17 protein-coding genes, 1 tRNA gene and 1 other RNA gene are annotated in these 23,778 nt (G+C 42.2%); 8 read left to right on the plus strand and 11 right to left on the minus strand.

All coding sequences use genetic code 11. The annotated features are described in order from the left end of the window. Window positions 1-101: 101 nt before the first annotated feature. Entirely contained in the window at window positions 102-2,078 is a 1,977-nt protein-coding gene (locus tag AAFH98_RS05730; protein WP_342521736.1) for a TonB-dependent receptor plug domain-containing protein, read from the plus strand. Between the two features lie 399 nt (window positions 2,079-2,477). On the opposite strand, the gene AAFH98_RS05735 is transcribed toward AAFH98_RS05730, so the two are convergent. Beyond that, a complete protein-coding gene (locus AAFH98_RS05735; protein ID WP_342521737.1) occupies window positions 2,478-3,425 on the minus strand; it encodes an OmpA family protein in 948 nt (315 codons plus the stop codon). 192 nt (window positions 3,426-3,617) lie between these two features. Here AAFH98_RS05735 and AAFH98_RS05740 point away from each other — a divergent pair. From AAFH98_RS05740 to ffs, 6 genes are all read left to right on the plus strand, one after another. After that, window positions 3,618-3,691 (plus strand) — tRNA-Ala (locus AAFH98_RS05740). 246 nt (window positions 3,692-3,937) lie between these two features. Continuing rightward, on the plus strand, window positions 3,938-5,038 hold the full coding sequence (locus AAFH98_RS05745) for a hypothetical protein (RefSeq protein WP_342521738.1): 1,101 nt from the start codon (window positions 3,938-3,940) through the stop codon (window positions 5,036-5,038). Window positions 5,039-5,046: 8 nt separating this feature from the next. After that, window positions 5,047-5,757 (plus strand): FecR family protein, encoded by a 711-nt coding sequence (locus AAFH98_RS05750; protein WP_342521739.1) that lies wholly within the window; start codon window positions 5,047-5,049, stop codon window positions 5,755-5,757. Between the two features lie 69 nt (window positions 5,758-5,826). Further along, the gene (locus AAFH98_RS05755) at window positions 5,827-8,544 is read left to right on the plus strand and encodes a hypothetical protein (protein WP_342521740.1); all 2,718 of its coding nucleotides are present in this window, start codon (window positions 5,827-5,829) and stop codon (window positions 8,542-8,544) included. Window positions 8,545-8,547: 3 nt separating this feature from the next. After that, on the plus strand, window positions 8,548-10,737 hold the full coding sequence (locus AAFH98_RS05760; protein WP_342521741.1) for a CHASE2 domain-containing protein: 2,190 nt from the start codon (window positions 8,548-8,550) through the stop codon (window positions 10,735-10,737). A gap of 59 nt (window positions 10,738-10,796) precedes the next feature. Next, window positions 10,797-10,896, plus strand: an RNA gene (ffs, locus tag AAFH98_RS05765) — signal recognition particle sRNA small type. A gap of 7 nt (window positions 10,897-10,903) precedes the next feature. On the opposite strand, the gene AAFH98_RS05770 is transcribed toward ffs, so the two are convergent. The 3 genes from AAFH98_RS05770 to AAFH98_RS05780 form a co-directional block, all read right to left on the minus strand. Next, window positions 10,904-11,860 (minus strand): YpdA family putative bacillithiol disulfide reductase, encoded by a 957-nt coding sequence (locus AAFH98_RS05770; RefSeq protein ID WP_342521742.1) that lies wholly within the window; start codon window positions 11,858-11,860, stop codon window positions 10,904-10,906. A gap of 106 nt (window positions 11,861-11,966) precedes the next feature. Beyond that, window positions 11,967-12,917 carry a YheT family hydrolase gene (locus AAFH98_RS05775; protein WP_342521743.1) on the minus strand — a complete coding sequence of 317 codons (951 nt, stop codon included), beginning with the start codon at window positions 12,915-12,917 and terminating at the stop codon, window positions 11,967-11,969. 21 nt (window positions 12,918-12,938) lie between these two features. After that, complete coding sequence (locus AAFH98_RS05780; RefSeq protein WP_342521744.1) at window positions 12,939-15,965, minus strand: S8/S53 family peptidase; 3,027 nt, start codon at window positions 15,963-15,965, stop codon at window positions 12,939-12,941. A 242-nt stretch (window positions 15,966-16,207) separates the two neighbouring features. Between AAFH98_RS05780 and AAFH98_RS05785 the strand changes: the two genes are divergently transcribed. After that, on the plus strand, window positions 16,208-16,855 hold the full coding sequence (locus AAFH98_RS05785) for a hypothetical protein (RefSeq protein ID WP_342521745.1): 648 nt from the start codon (window positions 16,208-16,210) through the stop codon (window positions 16,853-16,855). A gap of 168 nt (window positions 16,856-17,023) precedes the next feature. Here AAFH98_RS05785 and AAFH98_RS05790 read toward each other — a convergent pair whose 3' ends face one another. The 7 genes from AAFH98_RS05790 to AAFH98_RS05820 all read right to left on the minus strand — a co-directional run bounded on the left by AAFH98_RS05790 (window position 17,024) and on the right by AAFH98_RS05820 (window position 23,668). Next, window positions 17,024-17,482 (minus strand): hypothetical protein, encoded by a 459-nt coding sequence (locus tag AAFH98_RS05790; protein ID WP_342521746.1) that lies wholly within the window; start codon window positions 17,480-17,482, stop codon window positions 17,024-17,026. An 81-nt stretch (window positions 17,483-17,563) separates the two neighbouring features. Next, the gene (locus AAFH98_RS05795; RefSeq protein WP_342521747.1) at window positions 17,564-18,940 is read right to left on the minus strand and encodes a murein hydrolase activator EnvC family protein; all 1,377 of its coding nucleotides are present in this window, start codon (window positions 18,938-18,940) and stop codon (window positions 17,564-17,566) included. Further along, a complete protein-coding gene (locus tag AAFH98_RS05800) occupies window positions 18,937-19,701 on the minus strand; it encodes a DUF4292 domain-containing protein (RefSeq protein WP_342521748.1) in 765 nt (254 codons plus the stop codon). The genes AAFH98_RS05795 and AAFH98_RS05800 overlap by 4 nt, the downstream gene beginning before the upstream one ends. Window positions 19,702-19,705: 4 nt before the next feature. Beyond that, window positions 19,706-21,424, minus strand: coding sequence for a tetratricopeptide repeat protein (locus tag AAFH98_RS05805; RefSeq protein ID WP_342521749.1), 1,719 nt, complete (start codon window positions 21,422-21,424; stop codon window positions 19,706-19,708). A 60-nt stretch (window positions 21,425-21,484) separates the two neighbouring features. After that, window positions 21,485-22,228, minus strand: coding sequence for a helical backbone metal receptor (locus AAFH98_RS05810; RefSeq protein ID WP_342521750.1), 744 nt, complete (start codon window positions 22,226-22,228; stop codon window positions 21,485-21,487). Window positions 22,229-22,286: 58 nt separating this feature from the next. Next, window positions 22,287-23,153, minus strand: a complete 867-nt coding sequence (locus tag AAFH98_RS05815; protein ID WP_342521751.1) for a fructosamine kinase family protein — start codon at window positions 23,151-23,153, stop codon at window positions 22,287-22,289. 2 nt (window positions 23,154-23,155) lie between these two features. Next, window positions 23,156-23,668, minus strand: a complete 513-nt coding sequence (locus AAFH98_RS05820) for a low molecular weight protein-tyrosine-phosphatase (protein ID WP_342521752.1) — start codon at window positions 23,666-23,668, stop codon at window positions 23,156-23,158. Between the last annotated feature and the right edge of the window lie 110 nt (window positions 23,669-23,778).

Consider the following 23,778-nt stretch of genomic DNA (forward strand, 5'->3'; position numbering starts at 1 on the left):
CTTAAGTGAATCAATAAACTTTTTTTGTGAGTGAATAAACGATAAGTTCGGCACCGTTAAAACAGAGTATTTGTTAACGAAATATTAAAAAAATTGAAGTTATGAGATTCAAAGCAAGAATGAATTTTTCGATATTATTTGGAGTAAAAATAGTGCTACTGTTGTTTTTGGTCATACCTGCAACAACAGTAGCACAGGATCAGAACGGTGAAACGTTAGACACGCTTGTAGTTTCTAAGGAAGTTGTTGTTTCTTCAAGCAGAGTGCCTCAAACTGCAGCAGGATCGGGGCGGAGCATTACGACTATTTCTGATCGGATGATAAATGATACGCCCGCTCACACGCCTGATGAACTACTCCGCTATATTCCAGGGGTGGAAGTACAGTCGCGTGGAGCTTTTGGTACTCAGTCAGATTTTAGTCTCCGTGGGAGTACGTTTTCACAAGTGCTGGTATTGGTAGATGGAATGCGTATTAATGAACCTTTGACTGCTCACCTCAATTCTAATATTCCGGTGGCCTCATCAGAAATTCAACGCATTGAGGTATTACACGGGCCGGCAGCTGCGCAATATGGCGCGGATGCGGTTGGAGGTGTGATTAATATTATTACCCATACCTTTGGTAGCCAGCCGAGTGAACAGAAAACCACTGCTCAAATAAAAGGTGGCTATGGTCAGGCCGATCTCACAATGGGAAAAGGAGGATTTTATCATAGCCAAGAAAATGCTCGTTTTAGTGGCGGGGGCATGTGGCACCGAAGTCCCGGTCAAGAATTATCGGGTGGATACAAGAATCGCTTTAATATTGCCAATGGTTCTGTATCTGGAGGGGTTAAGTTAAATAATAACTGGGATCTGGCACTTCGAACCGGTTATGATTATCGTGATTTTAATGCAAAATACTATTATACCGCGAGTCCTTTGGATGAGGCAACGGAAACGGTTTCGGTATGGTGGAATCAGATGCGTTTGCAGCGGAGTACCCAAAACAGTGTTACGACTTTAAAAGGATCTCTGAAGCGTACCAATGATGAATATATTTTTAATCCGGATTTCCCGGGCAATAGGCATACTACCACAATGGGTTCGATGCAGCTGTATCAATACCGAAAGCTGTCGACTGATTGGGATGTTACATATGGAATACAGCTGGATAACAGGATGATTCGGAGTAGTGATCGTGGTGACCACAGCAATTGGCATTATGCTGGTTTTACGATGTTACAATGGCAGCCCTCAAATCCGATGACAGTTTCGGGTAGTTTGCGATTGGATCACGATGATAATTATGGCACTGAGCTTATGCCACATCTTAGTTTCTCGTATCAGCAAGAGCAGTGGATTTTACGGGCCTCAGGGGGGCGCAGCATTCGCGCTCCGGGCTATACAGAGCGATTTATATCTACTAATTTAGCAGGTCCGTTAGCGGGGGGACGAAATGTTGGTAACCCTTGGTTGCAGGCAGAACGTGCATGGTCTGGTGAAGCAGGTATAGATCTGTTTCCGTGGAAAAATGTGCGTTTCTCAACAACCGGATTTGTTCGTGAGTCGGATGGTTTGATAGACTATGTGGTTACCAATTCTAATCAGATTCGCAATGATGAGAACCTACAAGCAGGTACGAACTATTTATATGCCCAAAATATTAACAGTGTCACAACAGCCGGATTAGAAACTGAGTTATCAATAAATAAAAACTTGGGTAATAACTGGTTGGCAAATGGTACGTTAGGGTACTCCTTTACAGACTTTTTTGGCGGTGAGGATGTAGCCTCAAAATATATATCCAATTATGCCCGACATATGCTAAATGCGATTGTTACTGTTGATAAAGGAGCCTTTGACGGAACAGTTAGTATGGTTTGGAAAAAACGACAGTCTGTCCAAAACGAAACTATTGGAGTATTTAAGTCTTCAATCTATAGTTTGTGGAATGTGAAATTTGGCTACGAAATAACACAAAATTTTTCACTTGGGCTACAGATTGATAATATATTTGATCAGAAAAATCAGGATGTGCTTGGGGCCGAAATGCCTGGCCGTTGGGCCTTGGGTACACTGAGCTGGAAGCTCTGATATCTTCTAAAAAATTTACAAAGCGTATTTTTAGATCCTCACAGTTAATTCTGTGAGGATTTTTTATTGGATGTATCCAAAGAGAAATGGAGAGAGGTCTGAGTATAAAATTAGTTATCTGCCACCCCTGATTTAGTAGTGTGTTTAGCTGTTAGATCACCTATGAAGATCTATTATGTGTGGTTACCTGCAAGCTTTACTGCATCGGATTTTGAGCCAACCTCTGATGTCAGCAGTAATTATTATTCTTGTCTTGGGTTAATTGCGAAATGGCGGAGGATCTATTTTATATGAGGGGATAAATCTGCGTAAAAGAAGATATGGTATAGGGAACCGTATAATAAAAAAGGCGACCTCGAAATGAGGTCGCCTTTTAAAGATCAATACTTTGTATAAGCCTTAGTTATTAGGCTCGTACTGATAAGGATTCAACGGATGAGATTCGGCGCGGCGGTTTTCGCGGCAACCTTGATCTTCCGTTTGATCCATACATGGTTGAGGAGCTTTGCCTAAACCACGAGACTCGATACGGTTTTCAGAAACACCGTTTTCGATATAAAATTGTTTAACAGATTCTGCACGACGCTTACTGAGACGCAAGTTATACTGGTCTCCACCAACATGGTCAGTATACGCATCGATTCGAATTCTGAACTTCTGAGAGTTCATCAGCTGCTCAATGTTTTCATTAAGAACTTTTGCAGCAGCTTCATCAATATTTGACTTATCAAAGTCGAAGTTTACGGTTCCAAGATCACCTTTTTTGATGAAGGGAGGATCATTTGCATCATTGGGATCTGTACCCATTTCAACCTCTTGGCCGTCAGTGAAGCCATTGCCATCAGAGTCAGCGTTGTTAGGATCGGTGTTATACTCATTAACTTCTTCGTAGTCAGTGAGTCCGTCACCGTCGCTGTCAGCGCTCAATGGATCAGTGTTATACTCATTAACTTCTTCACCATCAGTTAGGCCATCACCATCAGTATCTTCTTCTAACGGGTCAGTTTCATACGAATTAACTTCGTCACCGTCGGTTAGCCCGTCACCGTCGCTGTCCTCATTATTAGGATCAGTTTCGTATTCGTTGATCTCTTCGCCATCAGTAAGGCCGTCACCATCACTGTCGGCACTTAAAGGGTCAGTATTGTGTTCATTCATTTCTGCCCAGTCACTCAGGCCATCATCGTCGGTGTCAAGAGACCGGAGTGTTTCCTCATCTAATGATTGGAGATATTCCATATCACGTTCTGAGGGGGCTCTAAGTTCTTCGGAACCAGCACAGCCAGAGAGCAACGCCATCCCAAGAAACACGGAAGAAAGAAGTAGTATTAATTGTTTATTTATCATCGTGTTACAAGTATAGGTTTAAAGTTGAAGTGTGATCAGTTGAAAGATAGAATTTTCCAGAAAAATTATAAATGCTCGTTAAATATATTGGTTACAATATGTTATCTAATATAGTCAAAAACAAAATAAAGTTAATCTATAAAGAGGTGTTACATTCAATAAAATTTTCTTTATATTTATCGACTCCGAAATGGGGCTATAGCTCAGTTGGCTAGAGCGCTTGCATGGCATGCAAGAGGTCCGGGGTTCAAGTCCCCGTAGCTCCACTTTTTGTTTTTTTGCATTTCTGCCAAATACCATATTTCTTGACTAACACTGCTTAATACTTGTGACAAAGGTTATTGTTCCGGGTATTCTGATAAACGATGTTGCATCAAGAGAATACAACTTATTAATGCCGTTGGTTCGGTGGGATGAAATAATTTTGAGGGGTTATGGCGATGTGGTTAAAGGTTTATAGAACAATAAGTGGGATTCTGTTTTTTTTGTTATGCGCAAGTAGCTCTAACCTTGTGTATGGGCAGCTGACGCTGGATTTTGAGGTGAGTGAAACGTTGGAGAATGCTCAATTTATAAGTATCCAGTCATTATTGGCGAATGATTTGCAGGGGCCTACCTTATTTCAGTTATCTCTTGAAAATAACAATACTTCAGAACGTATAGAAGATCTTTATTTTCGGATAGTTTTTGAGTCCAATAAAATTGGACGAATTTTAGAAGTTCGACAGGTTGCAGGTACGCCCTTTAGCCTGGATGCGGGGCAGCGGGTTTATGCGACTAATAATAATTCGGTTGATGGATTGCCCGGGATTAAAGAAACACTCAGTTTTGAACATCATTTTACCGAAGCAGGTCGTAACTTTTATAACAATTTAAAGGGTACAACTTCACTTCCAGCTGATCGTTATCAGGTGCGTGTTGAAGTATACCGGGGGTCGACGAGTGGAGAGCTTTTGGCTTCCCAGGCTGATGAAATAGGAGCAAACATTGCAGAAGATACCCGTGATTTTTATCTGCTTGCGCCGGGAGATGAGCTTGGATCAGGAATCGTTATCTCGAACCGATATCCTAACTTTCAGTGGCAAGGTGGGACGGGAGGTACCTATCGACTTATTGTCGTTGAATCCCGAAATAATGAGAGTCCAGAATCGCTTATGGAAGGAGCACTTAGTACCGAGCCAATAGAATCAGTGGGTACCAATGGAGGTGGTTCTTTGGTTGACTACGAGATGTTGGATGTTGTGGTTAATGGATCTGGATACCAGTACCCAAATTCGGGGGTGCAGGATTTAGAAGAGGATACACAATATTACTGGCGTATTATTAATCAGCTAAAAACCGGTAGTGGTAAACAGGAAAGGGAGTCGGAGATTTGGAGTTTTACGCTGGGTGATGTGGGCTCTGCTTCAAATAGTTCGCAAGCTGGCGAAACAGTAAGAGCACTGAAACAGATTTTGGGAGATCGGTTCGAGGAGTTGCAGCAAAATGGTTTTTCTTTGGAATCAATTGAAATTGAAGGGCAAACGTTTCGACGTAGTCAAGCTATGCAGAAGCTTATGGAGCTTGCGAGAAAGAATAATCAGGGAGACGTATCAATAATTATTGAAAACTGATTGGCAATATGAATAAAGCAATTGCATATATCGTACCGCTGTTGGTTATAGGTATTATTGGTATTGGAGCAACTATATACAGTGTTGATGATCGTCCGCTGGCTTTTGTGCAAAAATTTAAGCCGAGTGTAGGTCTTGAGAATAATGGTACGATTACGGATATCCAAGAGCGAGGCCGACCCTTGTTTGATGGTGATACACTACGTACCGACCAAAATGGATTTGCGCTGGTACAATTTATGGATAAAAGTATGGCTAAAATAAAACCAGACTCCAGGCTTATCGTCCGCGGTGATATTGAGGATAAACAAAATACCAGTACTCGTATTGGGTTAGAATTAGGAGAGATTCTGCTGAACGTATCGGAACGGGGAGCTCAGAATTTTGAAGTGGCTACAAATTCATCAGTCGCCTCTGTAAAAGGCACAAGTTTTGGTGCAACACATGATGATTACTTCTGGGTTGAAGAGGGAGAAGTAGAGGTGACTTCCAATAAGTCTGGAGAAAGTGTTACGCTTGGTGAGAAATCGTATGGGCAGGTTCAAGAGGATGGTTCAATAGAGTCCGGGGAATTAACGGATGAAGAACTTGAAGAAAGAAATAGTGAATATGCCGAAATGGATGAAAAGGTTGAACCCACTATTTATAAAGTTCGATTTACGAATGAAGATGGAGAAGAACGGGTAATAGATGTGAAAGTGTTCGAAAACGAAAACTAAAACAATTCGAGTTCTGGTTTGGGGAAAGGGGTAGCGGTTTTTCAGAAAGTAATAGTGGTTTTAATAATTATGGGTATGGTATATGTTCGTGCTGATGCTATGCCCTCACCAGATCTGCAGCCGGTTCAACATCAAAAGCCAACTTTAGTAGAGCGAAACACCCCAATTGATCTCCAGTTTTCGGCACCATCTATTAATGCAAGTGAGGTGGAAGATGCATATCTGTTTTACAAGACGGATGGGGATATGGCCTATAGCCAGAAAAAAGTCGCATTTATGGGGACTAACTTTTCTACAGAGCTTCAAGTTGCAGATCAGCAAGCCAGTGAGTTGGAGTATTATTTGCGGATAGATCTTAATGATGGAAGTTCTGTTACTTACCCAAAAGAAGCTTCGGATAGTCCTGTGAGAGTAGAAATTGTAAACCCCAAGAAAACTGACCAACAGAAAGTGGTTGAGCAGACGGGAGTTGATTATACAATTTTGTCGCCTGACCCAGGTGTTACGGTTTCACAGGAAGATGTGGTTATAGCGTTGACCCTGTTTTATGAGCCGGAAGAGATAGACACATCAGTAACATTTCGTATGTATGTGGATGGGAGTGAGGTCACGGAACAGGCCAATGCCAGCGACTATTTTTATAGCTATTCCACCGAAGATTTATCGATGGGAAAACACCAGGCAACGTTTGAGGTGGAAACGTCTGATACTACCTTTGTGTTAGCTGACTGGAATTTTTCGGTGGTGGCGCCGGGGCAACGGGTTAACGCTTTTACAGGCCAAGAACAACAGAGTTGGATACCCCAGGGGAATGTGGAACTTCGTGCTCAAAAACAGCAGGTGGGCGGATATCCCAATGATGCGCTGAGCGGGAATGTGCGACTTTCGGGTCAAAAGGGCAATGTATCATATTCGGCTTATGGATTACTGACTACGCAAGAGGATCCCCGGCTGCAGCCCCAAAACAGGTATGGCTTAAACCTTTATGTGGGAAATTGGCTGGACCTTGAAGCCGGACATGTATATCCTACGCTCAATAAGTTTACGATTGCTGGACAGCGAATGCAGGGGATTAATGTGGGACTTCATGCCTGGAATGAATCGCTGAATCTTGAGCTTATTTATGGCAATTTGCGTCGTGGTATTGATAATATCTATAATGAAATAACGGATGATGAACAAACTATTGACGGTGCAGAAGGGTATGTGTTAAATGTTGATGACCCTGGAACGTATCAGCGTAAAGTTGCAGGTGGTAGGTTGGGAGTGCAGAAGGATGAGACGTTTAATTTTGGGTTAAACTTCATTAAAGTTGAGGACGATACGGGATCCATTCGTGTGATTGATGATTATAACGACATAATGGAAGTTAATCCCAACTTAGCAGGAAACCTTACCGAGCAAGAGAAACAAACGCTTGAAAATAACCCCGATGAGCTTGGCGTAAGTGGAAATCCATCGCCCAAAGGTAACTTTGTTGCGGCTTCAGATCTGGCTGTTCGTCTTGATAATAATCGCATCGAGTTTGAGGCTGATGGGGCAATAAGTTTATTAAATCAGGATATTTCTGATGGGGCATTAACACAGCAAGCCGCTGACCGCATTGGTTTTGAGATTGCAGAAAGTACCGAAAATATACTCGATCAGCTTTCGTGGCTTATTGTTATTAATGAAAATATGGATACGCTTCCTATTCGATTTGATGAGCAGGCGTCAGAAACATCTGGGGAGCTCTTTTTTCCCACAAGTATATTGGCGGGGCAATCGCAGTTGGGACTCAGTTATTTTAACAATGATCTTAAATTGCGCTATCGCTGGATAGGCCCGGGTTATAATTCGCTTGCGAATACGACTGTGCGCAAAGATATTGCGGGATTATCGGTTAGGGATCGATTCCGACTTTTTGAAAATCAGCTTTATGTTACCTTGGGGTATGAAAAATTGCAGGATAATGTGGTTGGGTATAAAGAGGCCACTACCAATACAATAAATTATCGAGGTAACCTTAGTTGGTATCCCATGAATCAGGATCTGCCAAGAGTAAGCTTAGGCGTTATGAAACGGACCAGAGATAACGAGGTGGCTTTGAATAATCCGTTAGTAGCGTCTTTGAATGGCATTTCGGAGCAGGCCGCTGTGCAGAATATTGCCACTCAAAACGGAGATACGGTAACGACGGCTACACCGCGATTTTCTGAGACGTATCAATTTAATGCATCCGTGTCCCAAGAATTTTCGCTGTTGGGTTCGACCCATGATGCCAGCGTCAATTATTCTCTGTTAAATACCACTGATCAGGTCTTTGAATATGGGGATTCACAGAGTCAAAGCATTTCACTTCGTGTAGTAAATCATTTTGATGGGCTGCCGTTGCAAACCAATATCGGTTTTAATCTGAATAAGTCAGAGACCTCGGGTGGTTTGAATACTGTTGATATTATGGGAGCAAATATTGGAAGTAGTGTATTTTTGCTTGACAGAAAGTTAAACGTGGAAGTGTCGTTGGCTTATACCCAGAACAGGTCAGAAACGACTCCACTGGTAGTTTCTGATAGCAATACCCCGCAGCTATCCATTGATGATTATTATGAGCCTGCATCAGCGGATGTAGTTACCGCTACGGAAAGTAATTCTTACATCATTAATACCCGTACGCGTTATAATTTAAATGATGCCCACTCACTTTTGTTAGATTTTAAGTACTCTAATGTGCGCAACACGCTTGCATCTGCGGCTACCTTTCCTAATGATCATCTGTTGCAATTGCGCTACATTTATAACTTTTGATTTATGGCTGCCACCCAAAAGACATGGAAAAGCAGGTTAGTTTTACCAGGGCTGCTTCTTGGCAGTTTGTTGATAACAATTCTGATAGCTTTTTCCTCTCCCGTGATGCAGCTGAAGCTGGATATAACCGATCAATTCTTTGAGTATCGTGGGCCTATTGCTATTGAAGATACATCGGTTGTTATTGTATCTATAAGTCAGCAAGCGGACCAAGAAATCCCCGAAAAGTATCCCTGGCCAACCAATTTATATGCTAAGCTTGTTGAGCATCTAAATGAAGCTGGTGCCAAAGTTATAGGTTTTGACGTGCTTTTTGACAAGCGTGATAATTACGATTTGACGAATGATACTCTTTTTGCTGAGGCCATTAGCAAACACAAAAATGTAGTGTTGGGTACAAATGTTCAGAGTACGGTACAGAATCGAGGGCAAGGTAGCCGTTCAACAGCGCTGATGTTAGTTCGTCCCAACCGGGTATTGCAAAGTGCTAATCCCAATAAAAATGGTATTGTGCGGGCTCAACATGATACAGATGGGGCTATCCGAAAATATATTTTAGGAATTGATTATAATAATGAGAAACTATATTCGCTGGGATTGGAGCTGTTAAAATTATATGCAGATTTAGATTCAACTGATATTAGTGAGACAGGTGAAATCCTTTCTTTTGGTTCATACCAGATCCCAAAGTACAACGACAACCTAATGTCGATCAATTACTTTGGACCACCCGGAACCTTTCCACGACATTCCTTTGAAACGGTGATCGATGACTCAACTGTCATTCTTACATCCGAAGATTCAACGTTTCAGATCAATTCCTTTTCAGACCCTGATTTTGGACTTAAACACACAGATGCTTTTAAAGATAAAATCGTATTGGTGGGGGCTACGATGCCCGAATTACACGATCTGCATGCCACACCTTTTGCCAAGCAGGGGACCATGCCTGGGGTAGAAATGCATGCCAATGCGATTCAAACGGTACTTTCTGGAAACTATATCCACCATACCTCTCCCTTAGCGAATATAGTATTTGTCATTATCGCAATTGCAATTATGATTATTGCTGTTCGCTGGTTATCAGGGTTATGGGGATTCGTTTTTTATGTGGGTTTTAGTATCAGTGTTTTTGGGCTTACACTCTGGTCCTTTCTGCAGCTTAATACTATGACAGATGTGGTGGCCATATTGGTAGCGATGTTGGTAGGATATATTACCACTCAGAGTTATGAATATATTGTGGAGCAGCGCGAAAAACGTCGAATACGTGGCCTTTTTTCATCCTATGTTTCACCAGCCATTGTAGAAGAAATGGTTGAAGAGGGGAAAGAGCCTGAGTTGGGGGGTGATGAGGTTTATATGACGGCCTTTTTCAGTGATATCCAATCATTTTCCACGTTTTCGGAACGGATGCCTGCAAAAACGTTGGTTAGATTGATTAACGAGTACTTGTCAGCGATGACGAATATTGTACGAGAGCACGGCGGTACATTGGATAAATATATTGGGGATGCTATTGTAGCCTTTTTCGGAGCCCCGGTACCCCACAAGGATCACGCCTATAAAGCCTGTGTGGTGTCTCAGCTTATGCAATATAAGCTGGCTGAGTTGCGTAAAAAATGGCGGGAAGAAGGAGAGCGCTGGCCTGAGATTGTGCAACACATGCGGAATCGTATAGGCATCAATACGGGCAAAATGGTGACTGGTAATATGGGCTCTGAAAGTCGGTTTAACTATACCATGATGGGAGATAATGTAAACCTTGCGGCGCGTTGCGAAAGTGGTGCCAAGCAGTTTGGAGTGTACACGATGGTTACTGCTGATACAAAGGAAGAGGCCGAAAAATATGGCGATCGGTGTGTGTTTCGCTATCTGGATCGCATTGTAGTAAAGGGGCGAACCAAGCCTATAGATGTATACGAAATTATGGGACTTCGCGACCGTATTACAGAGCAAGAGCTGGCATGTAAAGAAAAATTTGAAGAGGGCATTGCCGCTTATCAAAAACAAGAATGGAATCGGGCAATAGCTTTATTCAATGAATCATCGGAGCTGGAGTATTTTATCCCGAACGAAGAATCATTTATTTACACAAACCCGTCCTTGGTTTATATCAATCGATGTGAGGTGATGAGGGAAAATCCACCTCCAGAAGATTGGAACGGTGTTTACGTGATGGAATCAAAATGAGAAAAGGGGGAATTTTTGTTTGCCAAATACCCCGGCAAAATCGTATCTTTGACTTTCGAGGGTAGGCCCTACGCAGCCAGCTCCCTCTGAACTCCGTCAGGACCGGAAGGTAGCAGCGGTAGGAGGTTGTAGCGGCGTGATGTAGGTTGCTTACCCTCTCTTTTTTTTACCTTATCTTTTTCTGGATATCCTCGGCAATATGTTCGGCATGAATGCGTGTATTTTCTATGAATAGTTTGCTGGTATCCATTCCTCCACAAACGACCCCGGCCACATACATACCTTTTCGATTAGTTTCGAGCGTACTTTCATTATAGACGGGCATCTTATCCTCATCATTGGTAAGGTCGATGCCAAAGTTTGTCATTAGCTCAAAGTTAGGTTTGTAGCCCGTCATTGCCAGAACAAAATCGTTATCTATTGTTTTAGTGCCATCGGGCGTATCTAATACGACTTCATTTTGCCGGATTTCCTTTACTTCTGTATTGAAATAGCCGGTTATTTCATCGTTTTTAATTCGGTTTTTAATATCAGGTTTAACCCAGTACTTAACGGATTCTTTGATATCTGAGTCGCGTACGGCCAGCGTCACATTGGCGTGTGCCCTGTAGGTTTCGAGTGCTGCATCTACAGCTGAATTCCCGCCGCCAATGACAAGCACATTTTGCCAGGCATAGGCGTGAGCTTCATCATAATAATGCCGGACCTTATCGAGCTCTTCGCCGGGAGTTCCCATCATTTTGGGAACATCATAAAAGCCGGTAGCAACAACTACCTTCTTAGCATTATAAGAGCCCTTATCAGTGGTGACGTTAAAACTTTTGTCATCTCCAGAAATATCCTGAACTTCTTCATAAAGATGAATGTCCAGATCGTAACTTTCGGCCGCCCGGCGGTAATACTCGAGAGCCTCGCGGCGGGTGGGCTTAGGGTTATGGGATATAAAGGGGACATCTCCTATTTCCAGTCGCTCAGAAGTAGAGAAGAAGGTCATATCTTTGGGATAATGAAAAATGCTGTTGACCAAACAGCCGCGTTCAATAATTTTGGCGGGAATATCTCGTCGCTTTAACTCGATAGCGGTGGCCAGTCCAATAGGGCCTGCTCCAACAATAATGACCATATTAAATATATTCGGTGATTGAAAAATTGCCTTGAAAATACGGCTTTTAGAGAAGGGGAACCAAGAGGGTTCGATATCAATTTTCAATAAGCAGGATTGGTAATTTCTATAAATTGCTGCTTAAATAATTTTCGATGACGTAGTTAAGCCATCCTTGGGGTTTGCTCCAGAATCCCACATGGCCACCTTTTTTTGTGATGATGTAATCTGTGTATGGATTGTTGTTTAGTCTATCCAATGGCATTGCTTTAGCAGGACAAAGCGGATCTTCTTTGCTGTGTATTAACAGTGTATCAACGCTGATATTATTGACAAAGCGACGGGCTGAACAAGTTTCGTAATAATCATCAGCATTTTCAAAGCCATGTATTGGGGCTGTAATCTGATTATCGAACTCGTATAGTGTGGAACCATTGAAGGTAGGTAAATCAGGATAATGCTTGCGCTTTGCTTCGAGCTTTTTGCTGAGGGTTCGAAGAAAACGAAATTCATAAATGCGATGAAATCCTTTCGAGAGCATAATCGACCCCAACCGTAAATCATAGGGCACCGAGACAGCTACAGCCGTTTGTACCAAGCTATCTTTGCCCGTTTCTCCCAAGTATTTGACGAGGGCATTGCCGCCGAGCGAAAATCCTACAGCCCCTAACTTTTTATTGGGGTACTGATTTTGGGCCCATTCTAAAACTGTTTGATAATCGTTAGTTTCTCCAGAGTGATAAAATCGCGGTTGTTTATTGAGGCGTGAACCACATCCTCTAAAATTTACACCAATAATCGAATGCCCTTTACGGATTAAAACCTTCATTAGTTCAACCATATAGTATCGCTCGGTAGATCCTTCCAGGCCATGAAAGAGTACGATTATGGAATCGGAATAAGGGTTGATATATTGATCGAGTTCTAAAAAGTCATTATCGGGAGTGGTAATTTCAATTCGATTGATTTCCGGTTGAGAGGTATCTCCACATAGGGATCGGGCAATGGTATGTAGATGTCCGTTGTAGCACCAAAAAGGAGAATGGAACCGGGGTACATGCCGTAGATTCGTTTTCATAGCTTTCAATCGTCAGGCTATTTATAGGGCCTTGATTTTTGTAATGGGGATGGTTTGTGAGCCCTGATCGGTTTCAAGCTGGATAAAGTACACACCGCTGCTCAAATTTGGGGCATCAAAGGGGAGGTAATGTTCGCCGGCCTTAAAATTTGTGTTAGCAAGCTGACGAACTTTTCGTCCCAACACATCAAAAATCGTTATTCGAATATGGCTGTCTTGACTAAGATTGAAACGGACTTCTGTTTTTTCATTAAATGGATTCGGATAGTTTTGAAAGAGTTCGGTTTGCTGGGGGATTTCTTCGGAAGTAGCACGTCCCGCCGGAGAAACCGCAAAAAGATTGCGTGTGCGAGCTTCTGCAATTTGAGTACGCAACTCATTCAAATCATCCCCGAAGGCATAGATAAAGCCAACCGTAATTTTAGCTCCGGGATTGAGAGTATAAGGACCCGAGCTGGTTACGGCTGATACATCGGTGTTTTGGATGTTGGTGCGTACAGTCCTTGCTGTTAAAGAAGCCTCTTTTTCGTTGTCCGTAAACCCATCATAGATCCCGAAAGTGACGGAGTCCTGCTGCCCTTCAATAGTATTATCGATTGCCAACGCACTTGCAAGGGGGCCTAAATGTGCAACGGCAACCACAGGTTGCGTACTTGAAGAAGCGGCATCCGAAATATAGAGTAAGCTGTCACTTTCATTGAATGCAATATTATTGTTGCCCGAATTATTGCCGATGTCCCAGTCGTTAAATAGGCCCACGTACATATCTTCCATCACCAAAAAGTCGGAGGGGTTTGTAATAGTGTATTTTGCAAATACGACATTGCTGATGGCAGGATCATCATATGCAAAGGTTTCGAGTTCAACTTTTGCTCGTCGGGTGCTATCATTAAGGGTGGTAAACTGGGTAGAGCCGCGCAGCCCATTTTCTATTGGTAAAACGGTGACCGCATCTTCGGGCAGGAAGTCTCTTGATACACCACCATTGGCCGTTCGCACAGCGTCAAAAAGTTGACTATTGAAGGTCATCATGAGTCCGCCTTCAAAAAGAAGGTTGTCACCTTCATCAAAACCACCCGTGCCATCTGGGTAACGAGGGATAAAGCCTACCCCTCCACGACCAGCCAATGGATCAGAAAAACCCCAAGTTCCTTCGGCACCAAATGATGTTTTTACATTGTTGCCCGCAATAGCTTCAAAGAACATATCCTCGTAGATGAAGGCATTAAAATTATTGTAATCCATGTTTTGGTCAATGAATTCTAACCGAAAAGTGGGCATTTCGGTTAAGTCAAAGTTTGTGGGGATGGTAACGGGAAAGCTTAGATCTACCGTATCACCTTTAGCGAAGTTACCCAATTGTTGGTTAGTATTACTCAGTTGTACATCACTTTCATTTATAGATTCCAGTTCTACCTGGAGAGCTGGCGTATCATTTGCGACATTGGTAATTTGTAATTCGATAGTTCCCTCTTCACCCAATGCGAGCTTGTTGCCATTACTGTTGAGGAACTCCTGCGATACGATTTTCATCCCCGGTAAATTTGTATTTAGCGCTTCGTATGCATTGATGGCTCCGTGGCCGAGCTGATGTTCAAAACTGGAGTTGGTTTTGTCAATATAGCTTGCTGATCCGCGAATTTGCATGCCGATGCGTTCGGGATCCCAACTTGGGTTCACGTCTTTGACGAGAGCCGCAAGCCCACTTACAACGGGAGTAGACATTGAGGTACCCGTTTTCGAAATGTAATTATTGTTGTAGGAGGTGCTTAAAATATCAGTGCCCGTAGCTAATACATCAAGATTATATCCAAAATTAGAGTAGGTAGCTTTGTTGTCATCCGGCTCTACAGAACCTACGGCCAGCGATTTATCATACCGGGCGGGGTATCCTGTTCGGGTAGCTTCATTTCCGGCTGCGGCAACGACCAAGGCCCCCATTTGTGTGGCCAGTTCTATGATATCCTCTTCAGCTTGTGAGGCAGATCCGCCGCTCCAGCTACAATTGATAATATCAGCACCGTTACCTGCTGCATACAAGATGCCCTCATAGCCAAACCCGATGGCATCGTCAAAGCCCGGAGCTCCTCCGGCTTTAATGGGCATATAGGTTGCGTTGTAGGCGGCACCGGCAATGCCCTCTCCGTTATTGGTTTCGGCAGCTGCGATTCCCGCTACGTGCGTTCCATGATCGGTGGCATCGTGGATGGGATTGTTGTCTTGGGTAATATTTTGGATACTACTTCCTGATTCCCAAAAATCCCACCCAAACAGATCATCGGTAAAATCATTATTATCGGTATCAGTGTTATCTGTAAAATCGGAATCTTCATGCAGGGCATCCTCCAGGGTGATTTCTCCATCGCTGTTATAATCGGTACCGTTATCTTGTAAATAAGTTAAAGCCTCAGGAGGGGTAACTTCTCCATCTCCATTTTGGTCTGCCTGGGAAAAAACGATAGGTGGGATCTCATCTTGATTGACCCAAAGGTTTTCATTGAGTTCAGGATGCATATAGTCAACGCCGCCGTCAACAATGGCAATAATGATATCAGAAGAACCTTTGCTCAAATCCCACGCGTTAGGGAAATTATGGTAATTAAAATTTTCTTGTTGGCTTTGTTGATATTTTTCGTCGTTGGGTTCTTCGTTCATATACCGAATATATTTGGGTTCGGCATAGGTGACCCCAGGCATGCGATTTAGTTTGGATGCTAATTGGGCCGGGTCAATATTGTTGCTAAAAATAATTTCCTGGATACGTAATACATTACGGGTGCCCGACACATTTTGGGTTTTTACAATTTGTTGTGCCCTTGGCGAAAGGAGGGGACGACTTTGTTGAATTCCATATTGATGGAGATATTGCTGGACAGCTGATTTTGGATCGTGTCCTATTTTGCTTCGGATTTGTTGAAGTTTTTGATCTGATTCATATTTAATGATTATTCGATCCGAAAAATATTCGGTTTGCATTGACTGGCCGAATGTAGCAGAGGCTAAAACCAGAGTTATGATAAAAAAAAGGGAAGGTAACTTTTTAGCCATAAGAATTGAGTGATTAAACGGGAGTATTGAATAAGCACGAAACGCTAAGTCTTCCTTTAAATAGTATATTAGTTTGTGTTGGCATATACAATTGTTGTAGAACTTACATTGCTATTTAAGAGGGGGATAAAAAGGCAACATTAAAGATTTAATTCAGTTATTGTAACTGTAAAATTAATTGGGCAATTTTACACGCCATTGAATGACGGCTTTAATTATCTAAGACAATAAATTCACGCACAATGAATAAGAATGTATTTGCGAAACTAAGCAATATTTTAGCATCGGCTTTTATCATAGTGATCATTGCAGGAACCCTTTTCAATGTAGTTAAGGCTCAATCAGAAGGGGGGAATAATGGAATTCGTCCCCTTGATTATGATGTAGGCATTCATGGATTGACGGCGAATACGCACTGGCTGAGTGATTTGCACTATAAAGGAAATACTGATTCGTTGAGTTTTGATGGTAGCTCAGAACTTGAGTTTGTATATCGTAACGTGCGGACCATGTTTCCGCGATTGGGGGTTGGTTTTCAGGTTCTGACGAGCTTCGTAACCGATGCCGAAAATGCAGATCTCGCAGTAGGTAGCTGGGGTGTTGGACCCATAGTGCGTGGTTATCCCTTTAAGACAGATCGTCTGCAACCGTATGTACAGTTGAACTCTCTGTTTGGAAATAACTTAGCGATGGGTACCTTAGCTAATACGGATAAGGATTATGGATTTCGGGTGCGTTTGGGGATGCGAGCTGGCTTAGCGGTCCGTCTGACAAATACACTGGGAATCTTTACAGAAGTTGGATACGATTGGGAAAGTAATCGCTTATTTAAATCTGACAGCCGAAACTTGCAGGCGAATATTGGGATCGATTATTACCTGTTTAATTAAGCAGGTACGTATTTCTATCCGGTAAAGTTATAAGGCCATGTTCTCATCGTGCCGTAGTTCTGCTGCGGTACGATATTTAGCGGGCGACGTACTAACATCCTTTTTCGCACCGATGGATCAATAGGGCTAAGCTACAAACGATTACTTGGTAATGACTTGTAGCAGGCTTTAATTTTTGCTTAAATCGTCATGGGGACGTTTAAGTGAATCTGGAAGATCTTGCTTTTCTTCCCGGAGTCGCTGAATATATTTATTTCGTTTAACTGCACCTCGGCGAAGTCCGTAGTAAGTGCCTAAGAAGGCGGAAAAAATAACAGTGAGAATAAACACGAGTTGCAATTCTTCTAACCCAACATCTTTGGTATAAACCCAGAAAATAGTGGGTATGATGGTAAGGACTGTCATAGTATAAGCGATTCCATCAGGGTTAATAGCCTTGATGGCATATCTGCGCGTTATACCGAAATTTAAATTGAGGAAGACGAGCCCAAATCCAAATAAAAACAGATATCCTGTTGATCCTGGATTGGATACATATTGAATAAAGCTGTTTGATATGATGATGAATAGTAGTCCAAATACAAGAGCACCACTTACAAAAGCAAAAGTGCGTTGCCAGTTAATCATGAGTTAAGAGAGCAGAGTTAAAATTATAAGAAGTGTGAAAAAGTTGGTCGTAATGTACAAAGCTAAGCTATAAAATGGCTATTAATAGTTGCTGGATATGGTTTCTGTTTGTAGCCAATTTTCCGGATCAAGGTTTTTACTATTTTCACGAATAAGGAAGAACAGGCTTTCTCCTTTAGGTGAATTTTCATCACCCGAAAGACCAACCATATCTCCTTGATTTAGTACCTCATTCTTTTGCACCATAACCTGACTTAAGTTGCCGTATGCGGTAATAAATCGGCCATGTTTTACAAGCACGACATCGCCATAGCCCGGGATTGGACGAACATCAAAAACGTAACCGTCGTGTACTACTTTTACCGACGATTGTGCATCAGTCACAATTTCAATACCCAGATTTGGTGTCAAGGTTCCATAAACGGGATGACGCTTGTTGCCAAAATGTTCGGCAATGGTACGGCTGTTAACGGGCCAAGGAAGGCTGCCTTTGCTTGAGGAGAACCGGCTTTCAATTTCTTCCATGGCATTGGAATCCAAAAAATTATCCAGTTTTATGGGTTCCGAATACTTTTCCATTTCGGCTTTCCGTTTGGCATCATTCTCAATTTTTTTGGCAGCGGCCAGTTTCTTCTTTCGTTCTTCTTCTAACTGACGCAGTTTTTGTTCTCGTGCCTTGCGAATTTCTTCTTCCCGTTGGATAAGGTCAGAAAGCGTACTATTAAGATTTTCTTTTTGTTGTTGAACTTCCTGAAGTTTGCTTTTTATTTCTTCTCGGTTTTCCCGAAGCAGGGCCACATTTTTTTCTTGCTGAGCTTTTTGTTTGGCCAGTTCTTCTTTCTCTGCCTTAATTTCTGTTAGTACCTCCTCATTTTTTTGCTGTGCTTTAACCAGCTGTTCTTTTGTTTGCTCCAGCTTTTTCTCTGCCGCTTTAATGTCTTCAGCCTGTTGCTCACGGTATGTATTGAACTTTTCAAGATAGAAAGCCCTGATCAGCATTTGGTTGATGGAGTTGGCTGAGAATATAAGCGCCAGTTGTGAGGTGCGCCCTTGTTTGTAAAGGTAGCTAAGTGTGCTTTTATAATTTTCAATAAGCTGTTCCAACTCCGCTCGTTTAGCCTTAAGAGATTCCGTGGTTATGGAGATTTCTTCCTGAATTTGGGTTTGCTCATTTTCCAGCTGATTGATTTTTTCATCCTGTAGTGCAATGAGTTGCTTCGAATGTTGGTACTTTTGATACAGATTCTCGTATTTTTCTTCAGCTTGTTGCAGGCGGTCTTCGAATTGTTGAATCTGCTTGTTAAGCCGCTCAATTTCAGCTCGAGTATTTTTTTGCTTTTCAACGATATTATTGCGGAGTTCCTGGAACTCCTGCACCGCAGTGGTTTGTGCAAATAGGAGATGGGGAATCCCCAGCAGACAAATAACAATCGTTATAAGATTATAGTATCTTTTCATTCGTAATAAATGGGAATATCGTCTGGTAGATTAATTGTTAACGATTGCAGCTCAGGATTTAAATCTAATGCTGTTAGTTGTAAAGCTATTTTTGATTTTTCCTCCGGTCCAAATATACTAATTCTTCGCGGAAGGGAGAACCCCTCAACCGAAGCATAGGCTTCGTATCGAATTACCGAGTATGGAAGGTTAGATTCCTCCAGTTGTTCAATTTGAGCAATGGTGCCTGTATTCTTATTAATTTGGATACTCGTGCCGGTTTTTAGTTGCAGCAGGTATCGGTCTTCATTTTCCATCAGCGACTGAACATCTTCTTTTGCGACAGGACGATTCAACATATCCAGAATATTAAGTGAGGCTAACCGGTTGATACGATCGAGACTGGTGCCGTGGACTGGAACTTTACGAGCATATTTATCCACTTTGTTATAAATAAGCAGCGTATCACCGTCAGTAAGCAGCTGTCCGCCTTCAATGCCCAATCCATTGCGGATGGTTACAAGGCTTTTTTGTCGATTGCTGGAGAACTGGATGGTCACCCGCTCGGTATTTCCGGGTTCACTTACAATGGCGCGTCCCTTTCCTTTTACGGATTGTAGGGTCTTGCTGTAATCGGACAGTTGATTTACAATTTGAGAAGGGTTTTCGTCGGATGGTCGAAAGTTATCTTCGGTCAGCTTTTGAGGTCCGGAACAGGAAACAAGCACCAGGCCTAAACATCCCCATAAAAAAAGTGTGGTATAATGTTGTGAGTTTAACACGGTGTTAATCTGATAGTTTTTCTCGTAAATGAGTTCGTGTAGAGTCTTTATTTAAAGCTTTCTGCCACCAGTTTTTGGCCTCATCAGGCTCACCAAGTTTAAGTAATACATCACCCATATGTTCCATTACTTCTGCTGTTGGATTGCCGCTGTTAATGGCTCGTTCGATATAGTTTTTGGCTTTTTGCAGGTTACCTTGCTTAAAGTATATCCATCCAACGGTATCGAGGAAGGAAGTATTATCGGGCGAAAATGCTAAGGCCTTACGAGCCAGCTGCTCAGCTTTATCGAGTTGGATACCTCTGCGGGATAAATAATATGCGTAGTTATTGAAAATGACGGGATTTTGAGGATCTAAATCTACGGCCTTTTGATAATATGTAAATGCAGATGACCATTGTTCCATATTAGCATAGGTGTCAGCCAGTGATCCAAAGATATTAGCTTTGAGTGGTTTGCGAGCCGGTAGTGTTGAAGCTTCCTCGAGGTGTGCTTCGGCTTGGTCGTATTGCCGGGTAGATAGATAGGCATTGCCAATAAAGTAGAGTAGTACAGGATCTTGTGGAACTTCTTTAATAGCTTTTTGGCCAGCCTGTATTACTTGTTCAAATTGACGTTCTTCAAGCAATAGTTGAAGGTATTGCTGCCATGCTGAATCATTTGCTGGATTTAAGTCTGTAGCATATTTAAGAGCACGAAGGGCAGGTTCTTTTTGATCAGTTTTCAAAAAGAAATCGGCCGCAATGCTGTGTACCTTACCCGACGTTGAGGAGTGATTTATTAGTTTTTTTAAAACGGTGCTTGCAATAGTTGTAATTGTGTCGTTGCCAGTGTTTTTATTGAACTTAGTATACACAAACTGGGCAAGTTGTTCTTTAGTTTCAGCAGCTAAGGTGGAGTCATCTGCTAAAATCCCAAGTGTGGTTTGAGCACTATCCCATTGGGATTGGTTAAGTTGAATATCGGCCAGTGCTAAAAGCGATTTGGGATCTTTTGGATTAATGTCGAGGGCATTATCAATGACGTTACGAGCCTCGTCAGGTTTGTCTAAATCCAGATAATAGTTGCTTAAGAGGTGCAGCGTTGCAAGGTTGCCGGGATTTTGGTCGCGGATTTTTTCAAGTTCAACAATAGAGGAATCTTTTTGCCCCAGGTTGTTAAAGTTTTTAAGTCGCTCCAGTCGAATAGAAATCATCTCACCCTGTATCTGCAGTAATTTATGGTAGATCTTATTCGATTTTTCGTAATCACCTTGATCAGCGTAAGCTTGAGCAAGGTTATATAAAATATCGGTGTCTTTGGAATGATGGGTAAGGGCACTATTGAGTGCTTGGATAACCCCTTGGGTATTGCCGGTGTGTTGATAAATATTTATAAGCTGCAGGTGATACCACTTGTTTTGGGGAGCGATATTTCGGGCTTGTTTACTGTAATATTCTGCATTTTTTATATCATTGACTTGTAGATATGCATCAGCCAGGGCATAATTTACCCCCGCATGTTCCGGAAGTTTTACATACGCTTTGTTGAGCAGTGTTAGGGCCTTCTCAAAGTCATTGTTTTCAAAAGCAGCCAATCCATCAATATATGCCGTATGCGCTGAGGTGTATTCAATTTCTTCAATTGTTTGTACCTGTCCCCAAACGGGTGCTGGAGCGATAGTAAGAAGCAGTGCAACCAGGCTGATTGCAAGACGTAATGAGCTATAAATCGATCTGTTCATAAATAAGCTTTTTGGGGATACACTGTATTATAACAATTTATAGCCTTTCAGGTGTATGGTTTACTCAATCGTTTTGCGCCAGCCATTTAATCGTTTAAAAGCATGTTCCATCCGTGAGCCATACCAGCTAAACCATTCGCCCTCAACCAACAGCACGCGTGCGGCAGGGCATGCTTCTTCAATTTGTGCCATATGTTTTTCTTTAAAAGGATAGGGTTCGCTGCTCAACAAAATAAGGTCGGGATTCTGTTTTTTGATATCTTCCAGCGTTATTTTAGGATATCGTTCCCGGTTTGCAAACACATTGGGGAAATTCCAATGGTCTAAAATATCGTGGATATAGGTATCACGTCCCACAGTCATCCACGGATCTTTCCAGATCAAATAAGCGGTGTTAAGCTTGGGAACTTCCGGTCGATTTTCAAGCGCCTGCTGAATATTCGAAATTAATTGCTTGGCTTTTGATGTTTGGTCAAATGTTTTTGCCAGTTGATGAATGACGATCAACGCATCTTCGATAGTAGCAATTTCTGTTACGTTTACCTCGAAATCTTCTTGCAGGGCTTGGATGTCTTCGCGACGATTTTCTTCTTTATTGGCGATAATATAATCTGGATCAAGTGTACGAATTTTGTCGAGCCGAGGATTCTTTGTGCCGCCTATGATTGCAATGTCATCTACTTTTTCTTTGGGATGAATGCAAAACCGCGTGCGCCCTACGAGCTTATTTTCCATTCCCAAATCGATAACTAATTCTGTTAGACTTGGAACCAGGCTTACAATGCGTTGTATATTAGATGACATAATTTTCATTTATTGTTGTGGTAATATAATGTTTTAGCAAATCGCTATACGTGGTTAGTCAAAATTGAGCTGCAATCCCTTGAACCTGCCGGCCATAACTACCTCCAAACAGGTTGGTGTGTACCAACAGGGGATAAAGGTTATAAATGTCTTTTCGCTCAGAAAACCCTGATTCCAAAGGGTATTTTTCTTTATAAGCACTGTAGAATTTACTCGGAAAGCCACCAAAGAGATGGGTGAAAGCCAGCTCCATTTCGCGATGGCCATAATAGACTGCAGGATCATAAACGGTAGCTTGCCCCTTTTCATCGAAGAAATAATTGCCGCTCCATAAATCCCCATGCAAAAGACTCGGTGGTTCGTCGGGAAATATATCGCACAATTTTTGATACATGGCTTCAAACTGAGTAACTGTTTGCGTTCCTAACTTTCCACTGTCAGTCGCCATTTTGAGCTGAGGCTCCATCCGCTCTTGGATAAAGAAATCGATCCAGTTCTTATGCCAGGTATTTGATTGCGGTAGTTTGCCAATGTAATTGTTGTGATCAAGCCCGTATTTTTCTTCGTGATGTTGATGGAGTTGGGCCAATTGACGGCCAAAGTCAGAAGCCGAATTAGGATTGGCGTGCCCTTCAGCAATAAACTCCTGTAACAAAAAGCCTATATTATCATCCGTTTTACCGGTTGTTGATACGGCAGGAATGCGGAGTGATGTTTGGGCCGAGGCAAGCAGGGCAAGTCCCTTTTCTTCAACAGTAAACATGCGGGCATCTGCTGATGTATTCCATTTTAAGAAGTAAGGGCGCCCGTCAGAAAGCGTAACTTTTGCAGCCTGATTAATACTGCCTCCGGACACCTGATTTGAAGATTGAACCTGTTGTCCTGTAACTTTTTCTATTTTGGAAAGAACCGAATTGGGAATCATACCTATTTCTCTACGTGGGCTTCAAGTTCATCAAGAAGATTTTCGCAGCTTCGTTTCACAATCTGGAACACATTTTCGAATCCCTCGGGTCCGCCATAATAGGGGTCAGGCACTTCCCCGTCACCCGGTTGGGGATCAAAATCCCGCATGCGGCCAATTTTATGCTCGTCATTGCCATTAGCCAGTTGACGAATATTGTCCAGGTTTTCGTTATCCATGGCCAAAATTAAATCATAATAATCAAGATCGCTGATCTTAAATTGACGGGCCTTGGAATGTAGTGTTATACCATGTTTATTTGCTGTACGCTGACTTTTGCTGTTGGCCGATTCTCCAATATGGTAAGCCGATGTTCCTGCCGAATCAATTTCAAAATGGTTTTCAAGGTTCCGCTCATTTATTAAATGTTGAAAAATACCCTCAGCGGTTGGGCTACGGCAAATATTACCCAGACAAACGAAGCAGATTTTATAGTGATTGTCTTTAGTGATTGGTTTTTGCACAGGTACATCCATAGTAAGCAGGGTAAATGTTGGTTTTTGGTCGAATTTCAGAGAATTCTAAAAATAACGAGAATTGACAGTAAAGTATAACAAAAGCACTATCATGGATTCTAATTTGCAAA

Origin of the sequence: Fodinibius sp. Rm-B-1B1-1 (genome assembly GCF_038594945.1) — a bacterium.
Classification (GTDB): Bacteria; Bacteroidota; Rhodothermia; order Balneolales; family Balneolaceae; genus Fodinibius; species Fodinibius alkaliphilus.

Excerpts from the sequence above, each read along its gene's own strand:
- AAFH98_RS05730 (WP_342521736.1), top strand. The coding sequence starts at position 102 with ATGAGATTCAAAGCAAGAATGAATTTTTCGATATTATTTGGAGTAAAA.
- AAFH98_RS05735 (WP_342521737.1), bottom strand. The coding sequence starts at position 3,425 with ATGATAAATAAACAATTAATACTACTTCTTTCTTCCGTGTTTCTTGGG.
- AAFH98_RS05750 (WP_342521739.1), top strand. The coding sequence starts at position 5,047 with ATGAATAAAGCAATTGCATATATCGTACCGCTGTTGGTTATAGGTATT.
- AAFH98_RS05755 (WP_342521740.1), top strand. The coding sequence starts at position 5,827 with ATGGGTATGGTATATGTTCGTGCTGATGCTATGCCCTCACCAGATCTG.
- AAFH98_RS05760 (WP_342521741.1), top strand. The coding sequence starts at position 8,548 with ATGGCTGCCACCCAAAAGACATGGAAAAGCAGGTTAGTTTTACCAGGG.
- AAFH98_RS05770 (WP_342521742.1), bottom strand. The coding sequence starts at position 11,860 with ATGGTCATTATTGTTGGAGCAGGCCCTATTGGACTGGCCACCGCTATC.
- AAFH98_RS05775 (WP_342521743.1), bottom strand. The coding sequence starts at position 12,917 with ATGAAAACGAATCTACGGCATGTACCCCGGTTCCATTCTCCTTTTTGG.
- AAFH98_RS05780 (WP_342521744.1), bottom strand. The coding sequence starts at position 15,965 with ATGGCTAAAAAGTTACCTTCCCTTTTTTTTATCATAACTCTGGTTTTA.
- AAFH98_RS05785 (WP_342521745.1), top strand. The coding sequence starts at position 16,208 with ATGAATAAGAATGTATTTGCGAAACTAAGCAATATTTTAGCATCGGCT.
- AAFH98_RS05790 (WP_342521746.1), bottom strand. The coding sequence starts at position 17,482 with ATGATTAACTGGCAACGCACTTTTGCTTTTGTAAGTGGTGCTCTTGTA.
- AAFH98_RS05795 (WP_342521747.1), bottom strand. The coding sequence starts at position 18,940 with ATGAAAAGATACTATAATCTTATAACGATTGTTATTTGTCTGCTGGGG.
- AAFH98_RS05805 (WP_342521749.1), bottom strand. The coding sequence starts at position 21,424 with ATGAACAGATCGATTTATAGCTCATTACGTCTTGCAATCAGCCTGGTT.
- AAFH98_RS05810 (WP_342521750.1), bottom strand. The coding sequence starts at position 22,228 with ATGTCATCTAATATACAACGCATTGTAAGCCTGGTTCCAAGTCTAACA.
- AAFH98_RS05815 (WP_342521751.1), bottom strand. The coding sequence starts at position 23,153 with ATGATTCCCAATTCGGTTCTTTCCAAAATAGAAAAAGTTACAGGACAA.
- AAFH98_RS05820 (WP_342521752.1), bottom strand. The coding sequence starts at position 23,668 with ATGGATGTACCTGTGCAAAAACCAATCACTAAAGACAATCACTATAAA.